A 16,297-nucleotide genomic window follows, 5' to 3' on the forward strand; every position below is an offset into this window, starting at 1 on the left:
AACGGCGCGGGCCCAGACATAACGCGCCGACGCGCCGAAGATGTGCCCTGCATCGCCCTCGCGTCTCGAAGCGGACCGGGTTTACCGCGGTAAACCGGTCCGGGAGCCGAGGAAATCCTCGCCGACCAGGCCGATCACGTCCGGATCCGCGCCGCGACCGGCGAAACCACCCCGATGCGTCACACCCACCCCGGCGCGACCTCTTCGTCACGTGACGGAAGTTCCCTCAATTACGTTCTGTTAATTACGTAAAAACGAAACGAAATTAATCGTCAATAACGTAATATATGGAACGAAATTCAGGTAGACTGGCGTTCATGAGTGAGAGCCCTGAGACTGCGCGCGGCGCGGACGGTGACGTTGACCAGCGCGTTTGCCAATTCCCGGTCGGATATGACGCGGAAGCCGGGGAGTTCACGGTCGCCGGCCATGTGCTGCCGCCCGCGACCGGCCCGGGACGACCAGCGGACTACTGCGGGCAGATGCGCGTCGACCCGGACGGCACCCGGCGCCGTCACGACCGGGCCGGCGCGCTCACCCGGCGGCGCGAACTCCAGCTCGAGGCGGCAGGGAAGGCTCCCCGCACCGAACAGCCAGCCCCCCGGCCGGTCACCTCGGCGCGGTCGTCACTGGCGGAGCTGCTGACGCAATGGGAGATGGTGACCACCGCTCACCGCGACCAGCTCGCGGCGATGATCGCGACGGCCGCCGAGATCGTCGCGAACGCCGGTGACCCCGACGCCGCTGTCGCCGAGGTCAAGGCCGCGCGCCGTGATCTGGAAGCACGCGCCGATGCCGCTCGCGCAGCGGCGGAGGAAGCCGAGACCGACGCCCTGGCGGCGCGGCGCGAGCTGGCCCGGGCGCTTGAGGACAAGGAATTGGCCGAGGGGGCCGCGTTCGACGCGATCGCGGACCGTGACGCCCGGGTCGCCGACGCGACCACCGAGACCACCGAGGCTCGAACTGCCGCCGAACAGGCCACCGCTGAACTCGAACGCGTACGCGATGAAGCAGCCCGCCAGGTCGCGGCCGCGCAGCGTCAAGCCACTGAGCAGGCCGAAGCTGCCGAGAAGGCAGCGCGGGAGCGCATCGCTGAGGCCAAACGCGTCGCCGACGCCGAAGTCGAACAGGTCGAACACGACGCCGCCCTGCAGATCACCGCCGCGAACGACGCCCGCGACGCTGCCATCACGGCGCAGCACCGCGCTGAGGCCGACCGGGCCGCCGCCGACCAGGCCGCCGCCGACGCGCGTGCCGAAGCCGACCGGCTGCGCACCGAACTGACCGATGTTCGCGAGCAAGCCCGCACCGATCTCGCGCAACTGCGCGAACAGCTCGACGCTGTCCGTGACGACGCCCGTGAGCAAGCCCGCACCGGCCGCGAGGAGATCAAGGCGTTGCGCGCCGAATTGACCAGTGTCCGCGAGCAAGCCCGTACCGATCTCGCGCAACTGCGCACCGATCACGCCGCTGAGATCGCCCGCGTCAGCGATGCCGCCGACAAACGTGCCGCGGTTCTGACCAAAGCCCTGGAGGCGGCGGAGAAGACCATCGCACGCCTGAGCCCGGGGGAGGGAGAACGAAATGACCGATGAGCTGCGACTGTTCGAGCCCGTACCCGCCGCACTGCGGTCCTCGGACGCTGCGCTGATCGAGCTGTGCTCCGACACCGCGTGTGGCTTACGTCCCGATCACCCCGGCGACCATGCCAGGCTCAGCGTGCGGGGCACCGTCGTGGCGATCTGGCCGGCGGTTCAGCTGACCGAGCGCCGGGTGGCTGCGCTCGCGCAACTGCTGGCCGCCTCCGCCGCGCTGGTCGCGGCCGCGGAGAACGCCGAGGCGATCGCTACCAACATTCGCGTCACGCACGGTGACGACCCGGTCTTGCGCAGGCTTACCGCGCTGTTCCTGCGGAAGATGCCGCGTTGGGACTACCTTCCCGTGATGTCCACCTCCCGGCCCGGCCGGGAGTGGCGCGAACTCCTCGAGGACGCTGCCCGCGGCCTCGGTGGGACTACCGATTGGAGTGCCCGATGACGACCACCGAGAACGACACCGAAGCGGACACGCACCGTGTCGCGCAGCAGGCACACCTGGCGGCGCTTGCCGCGCTGGACACGAAGAAGGACCAGATCCGCTACGCCTGCGAACAGCTGCCCTCCCCGAGCGGCGGCACCGTGCGCACGTGGCTCGAACACTTCGGGGTCGATGTCAGCCGACCCAACGCCGCGACGGTCGTCGCCGAGTGGCGCCGCGAACACGGCATCGTCAGCACCGGCGACCTGCAAGCGCTGACCGCCGAGATGATCGCCGAACTCGACGCCGCCCGCGCGACAGCGAACAGCGAACACCGAACACCGGACACCGCCGAGGCGAGCGAAAACCGGACACGGGCGACACGGGCGACACGGGCGGGTGTCCGCGACAGCAGCGAACACCGCCGTCTCACCGACCGAACACCGCGACCGGACACCGAACAGTCCCTCGACATCGAGCCGGACACCACCCTCGCCGCACCGAACGAACACCTGGACGGAGCCGACGTGTGCGCCACGGACACCCTGACCGGGCACCCCGGCACCGAACACCCCGAGGGGTTCGAACACCCCAGCGGACATCACGCTGAGGTGTTCGCTCCCGTCCAGACGAACACCCGACCGGACACCGAACACGAACAGCGGACAGTCGACCGGACACCGAACGAACACCCCGGACCCACGCCGATCGAGACCGGCGGCGGCGAGGCCGGCGAACCGAAGAAATCGGATCGCCCACTGGTGGTGTGGCCCGTACTGCTCATGGCCCTGAGTGCGTTCGTGTCGATCTGGTCAGGCTGGGTTGGGCTCGGCGAGATGACCGGGTTCGGTGTCGTGCAGCCGTTCCCCGGGATCTCCGACTTCAAGTTGAACACCGCGATCACGCTGCCTATCGGGGTCGAGGCCTACGCCAGCTACGCCCTCTACGTCTGGCTGTCAGGCCGGGCCCGGACCGAGAGCACACACCAGTTCGCCAAGTGGTCGGCCTTCGGCAGCCTCGCCCTGGGCGCGGCAGGGCAGATCGCCTACCACCTGCTGACCCAATCTCAGTCCGAGGAAATCACCCGGGCACAGGACACAGCGAACACCCTCGCCCAGGCGGCCGGACAAACAGCGCCGGTGATCCACGCGACCGCACCGTGGTGGATCACCACCGGTGTCGCCTGCCTGCCCGTGATCGTGGTCGGCATGGGCGCCGCACTGGCCCACATGGTCCGCGGCGAACGCGAACACCGGACACCGGATCGTCGAGCGAACACCGCGACCGAACAGTGAACACGCGGAGCGAACACCGAACACCGAACACGGGGCAGGTGTTCGCGACTGGAGCGAACACCTCCGCCTCAGCGAACGAACACCACTGACCGAACAGCGGACAACTGAGCGAACACCCGAACACGACGAGGGCCCCGGCGGCTGGTATCCGCCGGGGCCCTCGTCTGTGCGGTGAGACTACCCCCGCCCCCGGTTCTGCCGAGGCGTTGTCGGTCAGGGGGCAGATCCGCGGGCCTGGCTTGGACGCCGGGCGACGCACGCGCTCAAAGTCCAGGCTCAGCCCGGGGGGACAGTGCCGCAGCACAGAGACGTGGCGAACCGAGCCCGGTTTACCGCGGTAAACCGGCCCGCGCGACACGCACCGCCGGCACCCGGGCATCGGAAGTCCCGCCGCTGAAATCCCTCGGGTCTAGTCGCGTTCGAGTCTGGTTGCGTCGATCTTGTTCCGGTACCCTTGTGAGTCAGCCCCTGCGGAGCAAGTTAACACTTATCTGTGATAAGTGAGGAGTCCTCGCTGGGGCGAGGCTCCACCCGGTGGCGGGTGGTCGTTGCACTTGGCTGGTTTTTGGGGCCGGATGGGAGGTGGTCGGGATGGTCACGGAGGTGGCAGACGGCGGCGTGGGGGCGCTCGTGCCGAAGGTGTCGGCACGTCGTTCGCAGAACATCGCTCGGGCTCGGAAACGGAAGCGGCAGCAGGCCATCGTGGGGGAGAAGAAGCGGGTCGAGGTGACGATGGCGCTCGCGGATTACGAGCGGGTGCTTGCGCCGGCCGCGGCTGAGGCGGGGATGACGGTGCCGAAATATCTGTTGCAGTGCTCGCTGAACCCGGTGGGTGTTCGTTCGGAGGAGGGCGGGAAGGCCGGCGCGAAGCCGTGGTTGCCGTGGCCGAAGCGTCAGGTGTTGCAGGGGATTTTGTTGTCGGCGACCAGTGCGATGGACACGATTCGGCTGCGGTATTTGGCGCACATCGGTGCTGGGTTGGATGGGTTGATCCATTCGGCGCACGTCACTGGTGTGCTCGATTCCGCTGAGCTGGACGAGGGCCTGGCGCAGCTGCGGGGCGTGATGACCGAGCTGTCGGAGAGGGCACAACGAATCGAGGCCTTGGCCGAGGACGTGGTTCGCCGATGAGCCCGAGCCGGGCCGCCGCGGGGGCGCGGTGATTCCGAAAGTCCTGCGCGGGCAGAAGCTCGGCGGGCTGCTGGTGTATCTGCTGGGCGCCGGTGAGCACAACGAGCACTCACAGCGTCACGTCATCGCCGGGTCGCCGACGCTGATGCGCGATGGCTGGCTGGCGACCTTCGACGGGGACAAGGACAAGAAGGCGTCGCGCGACACTGCGCTCGCGCTGGCGAAAGAAATGGATCTGCCGCGCAAGCTCTACGGGACACAGGTGCGGATGCGCGCACGTCCGCAGGCGGCTGCGCGCGGTGGTGGAGTCGATGTCGTCGAGCGTCCGGCGGCGGGGGAGAAGGGTGTCCTGCGGGACGCACCGGTGTGGCACTGCGTTCTCGCGCTGACGCCGGGCGAGGAGCTGAGCGACGACAAGTGGCGCCAGGTCGTCGAGGATTTCATGGGCGAGATGGGGTTCACCGAGACCGATGAACGCGCCGGCGCGCGGTGGGTGGCTGTGCGCCACGGGCGTTCCGGTGAACACGGCGACGGCAACGATCATGTGCATATCGCCGCGAGTTTGGTCCGCGAGGACGGCCAGAAAGTCGACACCTTCGACTACGGGCAAGGTCACGCCCGCGGGGACTGGAACCGTGCGCAGGAGGCATGCAACACCCTCGAACACCGCCACGGGCTGGTAGTGCTCGAGTCCCGGGAGTCCGGCGGCGGGATGAGCGGGAACTCGCGCGCGGAGATCCAGCGCGCTCAACGCGAGGGCCGGCCGGAGACCGAACGCGAGACGATGCGCAGGTTGGTTCGCACTTACGCGGCGGCGTCGAAGACCGAAGCGGAGTTCGTGCGCCGCGCGTTACGCGACGGGGCGGTGTCGCTGCTGCCGTTCTACGACGCCGGGGACATGACCGTCGTGCGCGGTTACTCTGCGCAGATCCGCGACGGCGACGGGTACCGGGGTCCGCGGCTGGGTGGCAGCAAGCTTGCCTCGGATCTGTCGATCGTCGAGCTGCGCAAGCAGTGGGACGACACCCCTGAGGCGCGGACGGAGGCGCTCGCGGAGTGGACGCGGGCGCGGGGGCTGACCGATACCGACCGTGAGGCGCGGCGCATCGAAGACCCCGCGCTGTGGAAGCGGATCTCGACCGAGGTCGGTGACTGGAACAAGATCCTGAAGTCGATTCCGCCGGAGAACCACATCGAGTGGGCGCAAGCTGCCGGTCGGGCCTCAGCGGTATTCGGGGCGTGGTCGCGTCGCGTCGAGGGCGATCGGCCGGGCCCGTTCGCGGCGGCGGCCGCCGAGCTGGCGCGTTCGGCGCAACCGGTTCGCCCGGTGCGCGGTCCGCGGCCGCGCGCGGACCGTACGCAGACCGGGCTGCGTGGTGTGACCACGTTCCTCGTGCAGATGGCCCGCATCGGCGGTGACCCGGCGGCGGGGAATCTGCTGTTGCTGCAGCAGCTGATGCGCGCGATCGAGGCGATCGCCGAGGCGCACGCGGCGCGGGGGGAGGCCGAGCGGGCCAAGCGGCTGACGATGGTGCTGCGCCAGCAGCTCGTCGATGTGCACCACGGTTACGCGGTCGCCTCCGGTACCTATCGAGGTCCGGCGGTCGGCAGCGCGGAACATCGCGAGCATTTGGCACGTCAACGCGATGGACGCGAACCGTGGGCGTGGGTCAGTTCGGCCCGGCTGCTTGTGGCGCCTGAACTCGCACCGACACAACCGAAACCCGCAGCGCGGCCGACCTACCGTGAACCGGATCGGCCGGCTTACCGTCCGCCGGAGGGCCCGCAGCATGGACCGGAGCGTGGGCGCGGACGCTGATCGTGGATGCCGCGAAGGCGACCGCGCTGAATCGGTCGAGCGCGGCGAATGCCGTGCTCGGTCCCCGGCTCACCGGGGGTGGTTACAGCCCGTAGCCGTGGTCGTGGCTGGGTCCGAGATCCGGAAGCGGGGGGTAATGCCACGTGCGGTCGCGTGTTTGTGTCTGCCGTTTCGTGGTTTTCACCGCTGCGGTGATCGGTTCGTGGGCGGGGTTGTCCTGGTGATAGATCTCGTCGCGGGCGCGGTCCTCGAGCCCACGCTGCTCGGTGGTGAGCGCACTGCGCCGCTGCTGCTCGTCGAGGACTTCTTGGACGCGGGCCGCCTGGCGGTCGGCGCGAGCCTGGGCTTGTGCCTGTCTGCGGGCTTCGCTGTCGACGCGATATTGGGCGTTGGCGAGGTCGGATTGGCGAGTGTGCGCGTCGGCGGCGGTGGTGAGCGTGTGATCCCACATGTAGGTGGTGAGGCCGGTGGCCTTGGCGGCGGACTCGGCGACGAACTGTGCGGTGGTGAGCCGCTTTTCGAGCGGTTCCAGCTCGTCGCGGGCTTCGTTGACCTCGGCCTGGGCCGCGGCGCGGACACGGGGACGCCACTTGCTGGTGTTGTTGAGCTCTTGTTGGCGGGCGAGCAGGTCACGCCTGGCTTGCCAGGTTTGCTCCTCGATGAGTTTGGCGTGCGCGGCGGCGGCCTGAGCGAGGCGGATCGCGGCGGCCTGCTCGTCGAGGCTCTGGTGTTGCTGGTGCAGTTCGTCGAGCTCGCTGGTGGCGCTGCGGCCGATGTGGTCGAGCCAGGACGGGAGGCCGTGGTTCTCGCGTGATTCGCTGCGGCGCAGCGACAGCTCGATGTCGAGCAGGTTGTCGGAGAGCTTGCGCAAGCGTTGTGCGGCACGCAGTTCGGCGACGGTTGCGGCGAACTGTTCATCGGCCTGGTGCTCGTCGAGGTCGGTGCTCATGCGCCAGCGCAGCGCGGCCGCGGGCTGTTCGTCGGGCAGTGCTCGGGCTGCGACGGCGTCGCGGGCGGCGGCGGGGATGTCGAGGCCGGCCGCGGCCGCGCGGGTCCATTCGGTGGCGAGTACCGGCCAATACGGGTCGGTGAGCAGGCGGGGTTCGAGGTCGGTGCCCAAGTGCTTCCACCGGCGTGTGTCGCCGTCGAGGTCGCCGAGACGGGCGGCGACTCGCTCGTCGAGCAGGTGCTGTTCGCGGCGTTCGGCGGCCGGGAACTGGGCGGGCCCGGTGAGGCGGCGGTCGTGGTCGGGGATCGCGTGGGCGGCCCGCCACACTGCCAGCTCAGCGGTCAGTACCGGGTCGGTGTCGGCGAGACGTTGCGCCCACAGTGGCGCGGTGCCGGTGGGCCACTGTCGCGTGGTTGTGGTGACGGCGTCGACCAGGTCGGTGATCTCGCGGTTGCGGGCGTGCAGGTGTTCACCGAACTCGGCGTCGGCGCGCAGCACGGGTGGGATGTCGGGCAGCCAGCGCAGCGGCCCGACAGTCGTGGAGTGTGTGCCGGTGGGGTCGATGCGCCAGTCGAGTACGGCGGCGCGGTCGGCGGCGGTGTCGAGTTCGCGGACGTTGACGGCGTCGGTGAGTGCCTGGATCGGTTCGCGGCCGGTCAGCGCGAGCAGGCCGAGGTGCTGGCGCAGCACGGGCCAGGCGTCTTCGGTGGTGAGGCCGGGCACCAGCTGCTCGGCGGCCGCGGCGAGGGCGGCCTGGTCCTGCTCGCTGATGCGGTGGTCGACGGCTACGCCGAGCGCGTCGAGGTAGGCGTCGACGGCGTGGGCGAGGCGCTGGTGCGGGTCGGCGTCGTGGCGTGCTTGGGTGGTGGCGGAGGTTTGGGTGCCGTCGCGGCCGAGGATCTCGGTCAGCATGTCGACCGCGGTCGGGGCGTGCACCGCGGTGTAGGTGTAGGCGGCGGATTCTTCGCCGGTGCCTGCGGTGGCGAGGTAGAGGTAGTTGCCTGCGCGGGCACGGGTGGCCAGGACATAGAGCTGGGCGCGGGATTCGCGGCCGGTGAGTACGCCGTGGCAGGTATCGACGGTCAGCCCTTGCGAGGAGTCGATGGTGTTGGCGTAGCCGAGCTGTACGTGGGCGTGCACGTAGTCGGCGGGCATGGTGACCCGGCGCCCGGAGTCGAGGTGGGTGGCGGTGATCCGCCCATCGGCGTGCACATCCTCGACGTGCCAGCGGTAGCCGTTGCGGATGTGATCGGTGGCCGAGATGCGCAGGCGGTAGTTGTTGCGGCGGGTGACGATGATGTCCCCGGCCGAGGCCGAAAGGCCATCGGCGAGTTCGACTTGCGGGCCGTGCAGGCCTTCGCGGGCGAGGCGGGCGGTGCGGGCGCGGCGGTTGAGGCCGGCCACCAGCTCGCGGGTCGGGGCGAGCAGTGCGGTGTCGAGCCCGGCGGCGCGGTCGGCGTCCCACGCCGCGAACGCCTGCTCGGCAACGGTGCCGAGGGTGCCGACCTGAACACGGGAATGGTCGGTGTAGTAGGCGATGGCGGCCGGGTCACCCTCGCGCAGGGCGAGGGAGGCGGCGCGCTCGCCAGGGTCGGCCATGCGCATCACCGTGGTCAGGGTCGAGGCTCCGGCGGCGGTGATGATGTCGCGCACGACGCCACCGGCGGCGACCGAGGCGAGCTGGTGGTCATCACCGACCGCGCGCACGCTCGCGCCGCGCTCGAGCAGCCAGGACACTGCCGAATCCAGTTTCAGGGTCGGGGTTTTGGCGATTTCGTCGATGATGACCAGCGTCTCGGGGCCGATCCCCTGCAACCACTGCGGTGCGCGGGAGGGCTCCAGGGCGCCGGTGGCGAGTGCGTCGGCGAGGGTGACGAGTACGTCGACGGTGACGCCCGGTGTGCCGATTTCGCGGCCCAGGTGCGCGGCCGCCGATCCCAGCGGTGACATCGCGAGCACGGTGCCACCTTCGGATGTCCATGCGCGCGTGAGGGTTTGCATCGCGGTTGTCTTGCCGGTGCCGGCGGGCGCGATGACCAGCTGCAGGCGGGCACTGGATCCGGCGAAGTCGCGCACGAGGGCTTGCTGGGCGGGGTTGAGGGTCCGTCCCTGGTGGTTGGCGGCGTACTCGATCAGCGCCGCGTCGACGGCGGCCGCGGTGATGGTGCGCCCGCCGGTGCGCAGGCTCGCCTCGACCAGGCGCGTCTCGGCGGCCACGATCTCGGGCGAGGTGTGCAGCAGCGATCCGGCGGTGGTGTAGACGCTGGTGCCGTCACCGCGGGTCAGCGCCGCGGCGTCGGGCACCCGTTCGGGGGTGCCGCGCGGGATCGAGTGCGGCGGTGTGAGCGCGGTGCTGATGACGCGCGCGGCGAGGGTGTGCCAGTGGTCGGGGTCGACATGGCCGCGTAGCTGGCGGTGGGTTTCGGCGCGGATGTGGTGTTCCTGCCAGGTCGCGCGGGTCTCGGCGACCGTGTCGACGACGCGGGCCGCGGTCGCGGCGATCCACGCGTCGGTGACCGTGTCGCGGCGGGGCAGTTGCTGGTTGAGCATGTCGGTGACCATGACGTGCACCGCATCCTCACCGCCGAGTACCTCGACCGCGTCAGATCGCCAGTCCCGGCGCTGTTCGGCGTGGGTGCGGGCGGCGGGCTTACCGGTGCGGGTGCGCAGCGTCGCTTCCTGACTCAGGTCGAGGAGTTCGTTCGGGGTCGGTTCGCGGCCGTGGTCGGCCTGGAACTGACTCGCCAGATCGGTCAGCTTGTCCTCGATCGCGGCCGCGCGCTTGGACCACACCCGCAGCAGATCGGTTCGCGCGCCGACGATTTCGCGGATCGGACGCTTGCCCGTGGGCGTGATCTCGGCGAACACCAGGCCGAGGGATTGTTCGAGGTAGTGCTCCAGCCGGGTGTTGTAGAGCTCGGAGGCGGCGACGTTGTGGCGGTAGATCATGCGCCCGTCCAGCGAGCCCCACTGGCCGTCGAGGCGTCGGACCTTGTTCGCGATGACCACATGGGTGTGCAGATCCGGGTCGCCGGCGCGGCTGTCGCGATGGTCGAACACGGTCGCGAGCAGGCCCTCGACGTCGACCTGGCGCACGCTGTGGCGCCCGACGCGGGTGTAGACGGCGTGGGCTTGCAGGTACTCGAGGGCGTCGCCGATCGCGGCATGGTGGGCGGCCTCGATCGCGGCGCTGATCTCGCGCGGCGCCAACGCCCACAACGCGCTCACGCTCTTGACCGGGCTGAACGTCAGGTCGTACCCGGCGACGGCCTTCATCGACGGACGCGAGGCTCGCGCGACCCAACCGGACAGCTCGCGGTCATCACGCGGCGCACGGCCGTGCTCGTCGGCGAACATCGCACCGGCGACCTCGGTGCGGATCCGGGTCCGCTCGTCCTCGGGGATCGGCGCGTAGTCGAGCAGGCCGCGGCCGCTGTTGTAGTCGGCGTAGGCGTCGGCGCACTGCTGGCGGTAACTGACCTCGGACGGGATGTAGTTCCCGTACGGGCGACCCAGGCGCGCCTGCTGCTCGGCGAAACGCCTGGCGTCTTTGGGTTTCGCGCCCAGACGCAGCTGCTCAGCCTTGGCCGCGCGGATCATCGCGAACGCGTTCGGGTGCAAGCCGTGCCCGATCAAGGCCCGCATCTGCGCCTCGGTGACCTGCTCGCCCGCCTCGATACCGACCGCCGTCAAACCGGCACCCCACCAGCGGCCGGGAGATTCGCCACGCTCGCTGTAGTAACCGGACAAATCCTGCGTTCCGCGGTCGTTGGCATCGTTGGTCGCGACGGAACGCAAGTAGTACTCGTACCCGTCGCCACTCGCGATTTTAGCCAGCGACATCACCCCTTCAACGGTACGCCCGCACCAGAAATGCGTTACGTGTTCGTTATCCGGGGAGCATGAGGTGTGACGATTTCAGAATATATGCGCAGGTAGAAAGGATGCGGCGTAGTAGCAGTAGTGAATGCGGTGGTGCTGCGGCAGGCGAGCGTACGGGTAATTTGCGATGAGGTGGGCGGATGGCTGAATGCAAATTTTGGGGCTATCCGCCAGCGGCGTGGCTAGCTCGTTGTGGAATCCGGATGCCGCACGGTCGGGAACTGACTCTCGTCGTAGTCGTGCACCTGCTGCCAGTAACCCGGCGCGTAGAACCGGGCGTGTCCGGCCTGCTGCACCGTCAAGATGCCGGCCTCGTCGAAGGTGTACCGGGCGTCTCCGGTGAATGCGAGCCCTTGGGGGACCTCAGGGTCATTGAGGTACACGGTGAATGCCATGCGGGCAGGCTATCGGGTTCTTCCCGGGTTGCGCTGGCGCCCAACGAAACCCACTCGAATGACCCGTCGGGGCACTCCGCGCCGATGTGCTCATGACTTCGCCGCGTCAACACGCAGCTGTCGTCGAGCGCGGCGGCGCACGCTCGGGTGCCCGTAGGCGATGGCCAGGGTGATCCGTGTCCGCGCTGACGCCCATCGTGCCGACGGACTGCTGCTCGGATAGTCGCCTGCCCCGGTCGGCTGCTCGTCGTCCATGCATCATTCGACGGCGATTCTGGGGCCGCGGTTCCTACGGCGGCTCGGTTGTCCGGCCGGTGTCCCCACCGGCCAGGTTCGGACTCGCTGGGGATAGCGCGCGCGCCACTGTCCACTGCCGGGTTTCGATGCGGCCCTGACCGTTCGCGGTCGGGATGGTGAACCCGACCAATCCGATCCAGGAGCCATCGATGCACTGTGCCCAGGCGTAGAGCAGACCCGGAACGGTGCTCGCGCAGTCGAGGCCGGCGCGTTTGATGCGCATCGACACCGCATCCCTGCGGAACGGGCCCTGCAGGGTGATCGCGATGCTCAGGTCGACCAGAACTGGCGCTGGTGGATCGACGACACGGCGGAGCGACGAGGAGAACTCATCGCTCCAGTATTCGAACATACTTGCTATATTTGCACATACTGGATGGTTGCTCGGGAGAGGCTGCGGACGTGGTGAACATGGGTGATCAGGTGTTGCTAGTCGCCGGTGGCATCTCGGTATTCCAGGTCGTAGAGGTCGAGGGGGACCACGCGCTCGTCGCGCCGATCCAGGCCGACGCACCGGGTGGTTATTCGTTCCCGGCGCGGGTGGCCGCTCTGGTTCCGGTCGATACGGGTTCCGGGGAGTAGCTGATGGCGCGGTTCGGTCTGGAAGCCCACACCGTGTATCCCGGTCGCGGCGTGCTGGTCACCCGGCTGGGTTCCGATGACGTCGAGGAACTCGTCGAGACCGCCCGGATCTGGGCGCTGCGCGCCACCGACCACACCAAGATCTGGCTCTACGACCGCTCCGTCGAACTGCTCGCTGTCGAAGGCGCCGGAAGCGCGCTCGTGGAGACCGTCGACCGGTGGGCGAACGACCGCCCGCCCCTGTGCCCGGAGTGCGGGGAGCTGCTGCACGCCGCTGCCTTGGCGGGTGAACCCGCGTGGTACTGCCACGGCTGCAACTACCGCGCCCACGCGGCGTAGGGATCGAGTCGGATTCCGGGGTGCCGGCGGACACGGCCGTTCCAGGTCCTCGGTGCGCGGCACCGATTCATTGCATACTGGTTGGTCCATTTGTGCTCCTGCGACGAAGGGCTGCCCGATGCTGTCCGAGGAGGACGCCACCGGAGGGTGGACGCTGCGGGTGGACCCGAGTCAGGGCGCCATGCTGACCCGGTCGATGTACCGGCGTCAACTCTCCGTGTGGGAGGACGGACGGCTGTTCCAGTTCGTCGTCGACGACGACACCAGGACGTTGCGATGGGGGCGGCGCAGCACCGTCGCGGCGGCGAAGCTCGCAGCGGAGAAGGCGGCGAGGCCGGCGTCGGCCCCATAGATTTTCGGGCGTTTGTCCCTGCGGGACAAACTTATCGAGCTGCGGCGGATAGACAAAGACACCATGAAGGTGAAGGACACGAACCCGGCTTCCGGGGAAAAGCCCGTCAAGAAGAAGGTTGTTGCGCCGACCCGTGGGTTTTCGTTTGGGTGCGCCGCGTCGGATCGCCCGGCTGAACGCTGCGTACGGGCGGAACCTGTACGTCCACACGAACACGGCGTCGACCACGCAGTTCTGTTGTGGGATTTCCCGCTCACCGAGGAAATCCCCACCGAAGTCATGAACGTGAACCTGCCGTTCGGCGGCATCATCGAGGACTTCGTCCTGTCCGGGCAGTATGGGGTGGTTTCCGTCCCGACAAAGTTTGGTGTCGGCTGCGTGTGCTACGTATAGCCGCGCATGACCGGCGGGTTTGCGACCTGGCGCGGTAATCCGCTCCGCGTCGAATCTCGCCGCAGGCGGCGTCGCGTTCAGTTAGTCGCGTCGGTGCCACTCGTTAGGCTTTTCGCCACAGCCGTCGCAGCGGCTGGACCGGGCCGAGTGATCGGTCCCCGGGATGAAGTGCGGCCCCCGCCTGTTCGCAGCAGGCAGGGGGCCGCGGACAACCTAGATATCCGCGCTCGGCCAAGAGTTAGGACACCAGGCACGATGAGGTTAGCCACCTCGACCGACAATTCTGGACCATTCCAGAACTCAATGGTCCAACCGCCTTCCCCCCAACGGGCTGATAGGGCGCTGACCAGGTCGAATAGAAGCCAAAATCAGTCTGCACCCCTGTCGCCTACGGTTCCGCGCCAATCGGAATTCTGGACGGAAGCGACTGCCCATGGTTGAAATGTTCCCGGGAGCCGGAGGACGCGGACACCAGTCCTCGGTCCCTCACGACTGCTCGAAATGCGGGCCCACCTGCCTGCCGAGTATGCGCGCGGCCACACCGCCGGCGAACTGGCTGGATCTGGTCGACCGGCTCGGTCTGTTGATCTGCAGCGATCACTGGACCAGACGCGCGGGCTGGTCTGTCACAGGAGTCCTTGCCGCTCTGACGATTCCGCTGATCGCCCTGGCGGCCATCGGCGGGCTGATGTTCGGCGCGGTGGCCGGTGGCGGTGTCGGAGTGGTCGGTGCCGGCCTTGCCGGTAGCGCCGCTCTCGGATGGTTACGTCGTCGGCGTGGTCAAGTTCTTGCCCCGGCTCCCCAACCGCCCGGCGAGCACGAAGATCCCGGATCCGAAGCTCCCCGCGCCGCGTAAGAGGAGGGAGTCGAAGACCAGGGCAATCGTCGGCATCACCTCGTTGAACGCTGGCTCTTCCCGCGCAAGGACTTCGCGCGTTCAAACAACGTCCGTCGATCGACTGGGTGCTCAGGAATCCTCGTCGGGCAGCTTCGCGTCGTTGATCAGGGTGTAGACGTTGCGGACCTTTTTGCGGGTGAGTGCCCGGGTGTTGTTCGGGCTGTTGGGTACGAGGCGTTTGGTCACGAGCAGTAGCCCGCGGGATTCGAGTTCGGTGGTTCCTCGGGCTCGGGTGGCGGGGGAGATTCCGTACCGCTCGGGGAATTTCTGGGTGGACCACCAGATCTCTTTGCCTTCGCTCGCGCGGCTGTTGGACATCAAGATCAGCAGCATCGCGAGTGCGGCGGAGGACATCGCCTGGATATGCCCGTTGGTCCAGAGCGTCAGCGGCAGCTTGCTGTAGCGGTTGGCGTCCATCTCCTCCCGGAACTTCTTCTTCCTCTCGGGGGATTTGGCTTTCGCTTCCAGCGTTTGCGCGTGGTAGTACGCGGTCGAGGGGAGTTGGTAGGGCGCTCCGCGGCCGCTCTCGTCGAGCAGTCCCACCACCGACGGCTCTCCAGGATCGCGGGTGATCCACACCAGGCGTGCCGCTTCCAGTGCCCGCAGCGCGTCACTTATTCGCCGCGCCCCCTTGGTCTCGGGTTCGGGCAGCGCGAGCAACTCCGCCCATAGCCGGGCCGAGTAGTCGGTGGTGTGCGGTGCGCCGGCCGCCCGCCAGATCAACGCGAGGTACAGCTTCACCGGCACGCCACCACCGCGGCCGCCGGTTCCGATCAGTCGCGCCATCGGCGCCTTCACCGCCGGTTGGGCTTCTCCGTGGTCGGCGGCGTGAGTGAACGACCACCGCAAGGGGATCGAGGTGCGCCCACCGGAGGTGCGCTCGATGTTCTTCGCGATCTCGAGCGATGACTCCGGCACATCAGGCAGCGGGCACGCCAGTGCGGCCATCAGCAGGCTGTCGAAGTCCACCGGCCCGCCGACAATCTTGATTCCTCGCCTGGCCTGGTCAGCCATCCTAGAGTCCTCACTACTTCTCTGTCCTAGCGTGGTCTAAGTCATCTACAAAGGTAGTGGTTATGTATCAGCCAGCGTTGGAGTTAACTTCACGCAAGCGTGTGTGTGTTCTCCACTTTACCCTCTGTAGGGTGTAAAGTCGCATGTAGTGAAGTTGCGTCCCGTGACGGCGGCCACCGTGCCGTGCTAGGCTTAGGGCAAGAGATCGAACCGGGCGACTACGCAGCAAGCGTGGGGGTGGCAATCCAGCCATTCCACACATCGCGCAGCGGGCCGCCGGCCGATCTCGAGCGTGGCGCTATGGCACTGGTCAGCACCACCTACTTGCGGAACCCGGTCAGCCAGGCTGGAAAATCCGCGCAGGGTAGGGCGCCACGCGAACGAAGGGACGCCCGTGGAACGGCGTCCCTTCGTCATTTCACGGGCGGGATTCGCCTACGGCTGGACTTCCTGGTCATCTCGAAGACAGCTTTCCCTCGTTCACAGCTTGGGCGTGAAATCGACCGCTTCGAGCCGGGGGAACGGGGCGTGCCACGCCTTCAGCGCGCCGGGCTCGTTGATCAGCCGGTTCACCAGCTCCTGATTGGGGTTGCCCACGAGTCCGCCGGTCACTGTCACGCCGGGATGGTCCAGGTCCTCGCCGGCGTGGAACCAGTGGTCGACATTGGTGACGGTCACCGAAAGCTCGCCGTCGCCGCCCTCGAGTTCGAGTTCTTCGCCGATCCGCGGCAGCACGTGACCGTAAGCATTGAACGAGAGCGTGTCCTCACCGTCAGACGTCTCGACGATGAGGAAGATCCGGTAGCGCAGCAGCCCATCAGTCCTGGATGTGTTGTCCGGCATCGCCTTTCCCCTCTGTTGTGGTGGATGCAGCATGCCACCCAGCGCACCGGTGTAGCGGCGATTCGGGGAACGGCCGGGCGCCGAAACGCTCA

Annotated in this window: 15 protein-coding genes; 10 read left to right on the plus strand and 5 right to left on the minus strand. The window is 68.1% G+C overall.

Going from position 1 to position 16,297, the window contains the following annotated elements; genetic code table 11:
• Positions 1-317: 317 nt before the first annotated feature.
• From ON39_RS46505 to ON39_RS40695, 5 genes are all read left to right on the plus strand, one after another.
• A complete protein-coding gene (locus ON39_RS46505) occupies positions 318-1,595 on the plus strand; it encodes a coiled-coil domain-containing protein (RefSeq protein WP_051187744.1) in 1,278 nt (425 codons plus the stop codon).
• Complete coding sequence (locus ON39_RS40680; RefSeq protein ID WP_040742231.1) at positions 1,585-2,037, plus strand: hypothetical protein; 453 nt, start codon at positions 1,585-1,587, stop codon at positions 2,035-2,037. The genes ON39_RS46505 and ON39_RS40680 overlap by 11 nt, the downstream gene beginning before the upstream one ends.
• Complete coding sequence (locus ON39_RS50295; protein ID WP_051187745.1) at positions 2,034-3,311, plus strand: hypothetical protein; 1,278 nt, start codon at positions 2,034-2,036, stop codon at positions 3,309-3,311. The genes ON39_RS40680 and ON39_RS50295 overlap by 4 nt, the downstream gene beginning before the upstream one ends.
• 591 nt (positions 3,312-3,902) lie before the next feature.
• Complete coding sequence (locus ON39_RS40690) at positions 3,903-4,442, plus strand: hypothetical protein (protein WP_146251446.1); 540 nt, start codon at positions 3,903-3,905, stop codon at positions 4,440-4,442.
• 28 nt (positions 4,443-4,470) lie between these two features.
• A complete protein-coding gene (locus ON39_RS40695) occupies positions 4,471-6,261 on the plus strand; it encodes a relaxase/mobilization nuclease domain-containing protein (RefSeq protein ID WP_051187746.1) in 1,791 nt (596 codons plus the stop codon).
• Between the two features lie 82 nt (positions 6,262-6,343).
• Here ON39_RS40695 and mobF read toward each other — a convergent pair whose 3' ends face one another.
• From mobF to ON39_RS40710, 3 genes are all read right to left on the minus strand, one after another.
• Positions 6,344-11,053, minus strand: a complete 4,710-nt coding sequence (gene mobF, locus ON39_RS40700) for a MobF family relaxase (RefSeq protein WP_051187747.1) — start codon at positions 11,051-11,053, stop codon at positions 6,344-6,346.
• Between the two features lie 221 nt (positions 11,054-11,274).
• Positions 11,275-11,487 carry a hypothetical protein gene (locus ON39_RS40705; RefSeq protein ID WP_040742235.1) on the minus strand — a complete coding sequence of 71 codons (213 nt, stop codon included), beginning with the start codon at positions 11,485-11,487 and terminating at the stop codon, positions 11,275-11,277.
• 289 nt (positions 11,488-11,776) lie between these two features.
• Positions 11,777-12,136, minus strand: a complete 360-nt coding sequence (locus ON39_RS40710) for a hypothetical protein (RefSeq protein WP_051187748.1) — start codon at positions 12,134-12,136, stop codon at positions 11,777-11,779.
• 50 nt (positions 12,137-12,186) lie between these two features.
• On the opposite strand from ON39_RS40710, the gene ON39_RS40715 reads away from it, so the two are divergent.
• The 5 genes from ON39_RS40715 (at position 12,187) to ON39_RS49395 (ending at position 14,306) form a co-directional block, all read left to right on the plus strand.
• Positions 12,187-12,366, plus strand: coding sequence for a hypothetical protein (locus ON39_RS40715; protein ID WP_146251444.1), 180 nt, complete (start codon positions 12,187-12,189; stop codon positions 12,364-12,366).
• Positions 12,367-12,369: 3 nt separating this feature from the next.
• Complete coding sequence (locus ON39_RS40720) at positions 12,370-12,705, plus strand: hypothetical protein (RefSeq protein ID WP_040742238.1); 336 nt, start codon at positions 12,370-12,372, stop codon at positions 12,703-12,705.
• A 118-nt stretch (positions 12,706-12,823) separates the two neighbouring features.
• Positions 12,824-13,057, plus strand: a complete 234-nt coding sequence (locus tag ON39_RS40725; protein ID WP_040742240.1) for a hypothetical protein — start codon at positions 12,824-12,826, stop codon at positions 13,055-13,057.
• Between the two features lie 63 nt (positions 13,058-13,120).
• Positions 13,121-13,450, plus strand: a complete 330-nt coding sequence (locus ON39_RS40730) for a hypothetical protein (RefSeq protein ID WP_146251443.1) — start codon at positions 13,121-13,123, stop codon at positions 13,448-13,450.
• 526 nt (positions 13,451-13,976) lie between these two features.
• On the plus strand, positions 13,977-14,306 hold the full coding sequence (locus tag ON39_RS49395) for a hypothetical protein (protein WP_146251442.1): 330 nt from the start codon (positions 13,977-13,979) through the stop codon (positions 14,304-14,306).
• Between the two features lie 111 nt (positions 14,307-14,417).
• Here ON39_RS49395 and ON39_RS40735 read toward each other — a convergent pair whose 3' ends face one another.
• Positions 14,418-15,362: a hypothetical protein gene (locus ON39_RS40735; protein WP_146251441.1), complete on the minus strand. Its 945-nt coding sequence runs from the start codon at positions 15,360-15,362 to the stop codon at positions 14,418-14,420.
• A gap of 480 nt (positions 15,363-15,842) precedes the next feature.
• The gene (locus ON39_RS40740) at positions 15,843-16,205 is read right to left on the minus strand and encodes a hypothetical protein (protein ID WP_146251440.1); all 363 of its coding nucleotides are present in this window, start codon (positions 16,203-16,205) and stop codon (positions 15,843-15,845) included.
• Positions 16,206-16,297 lie beyond the last annotated feature (92 nt).

The sequence above is a fragment of the Nocardia tenerifensis NBRC 101015 genome (assembly GCF_000308715.1).
Taxonomy (GTDB): Bacteria; Actinomycetota; Actinomycetes; order Mycobacteriales; family Mycobacteriaceae; genus Nocardia; species Nocardia tenerifensis.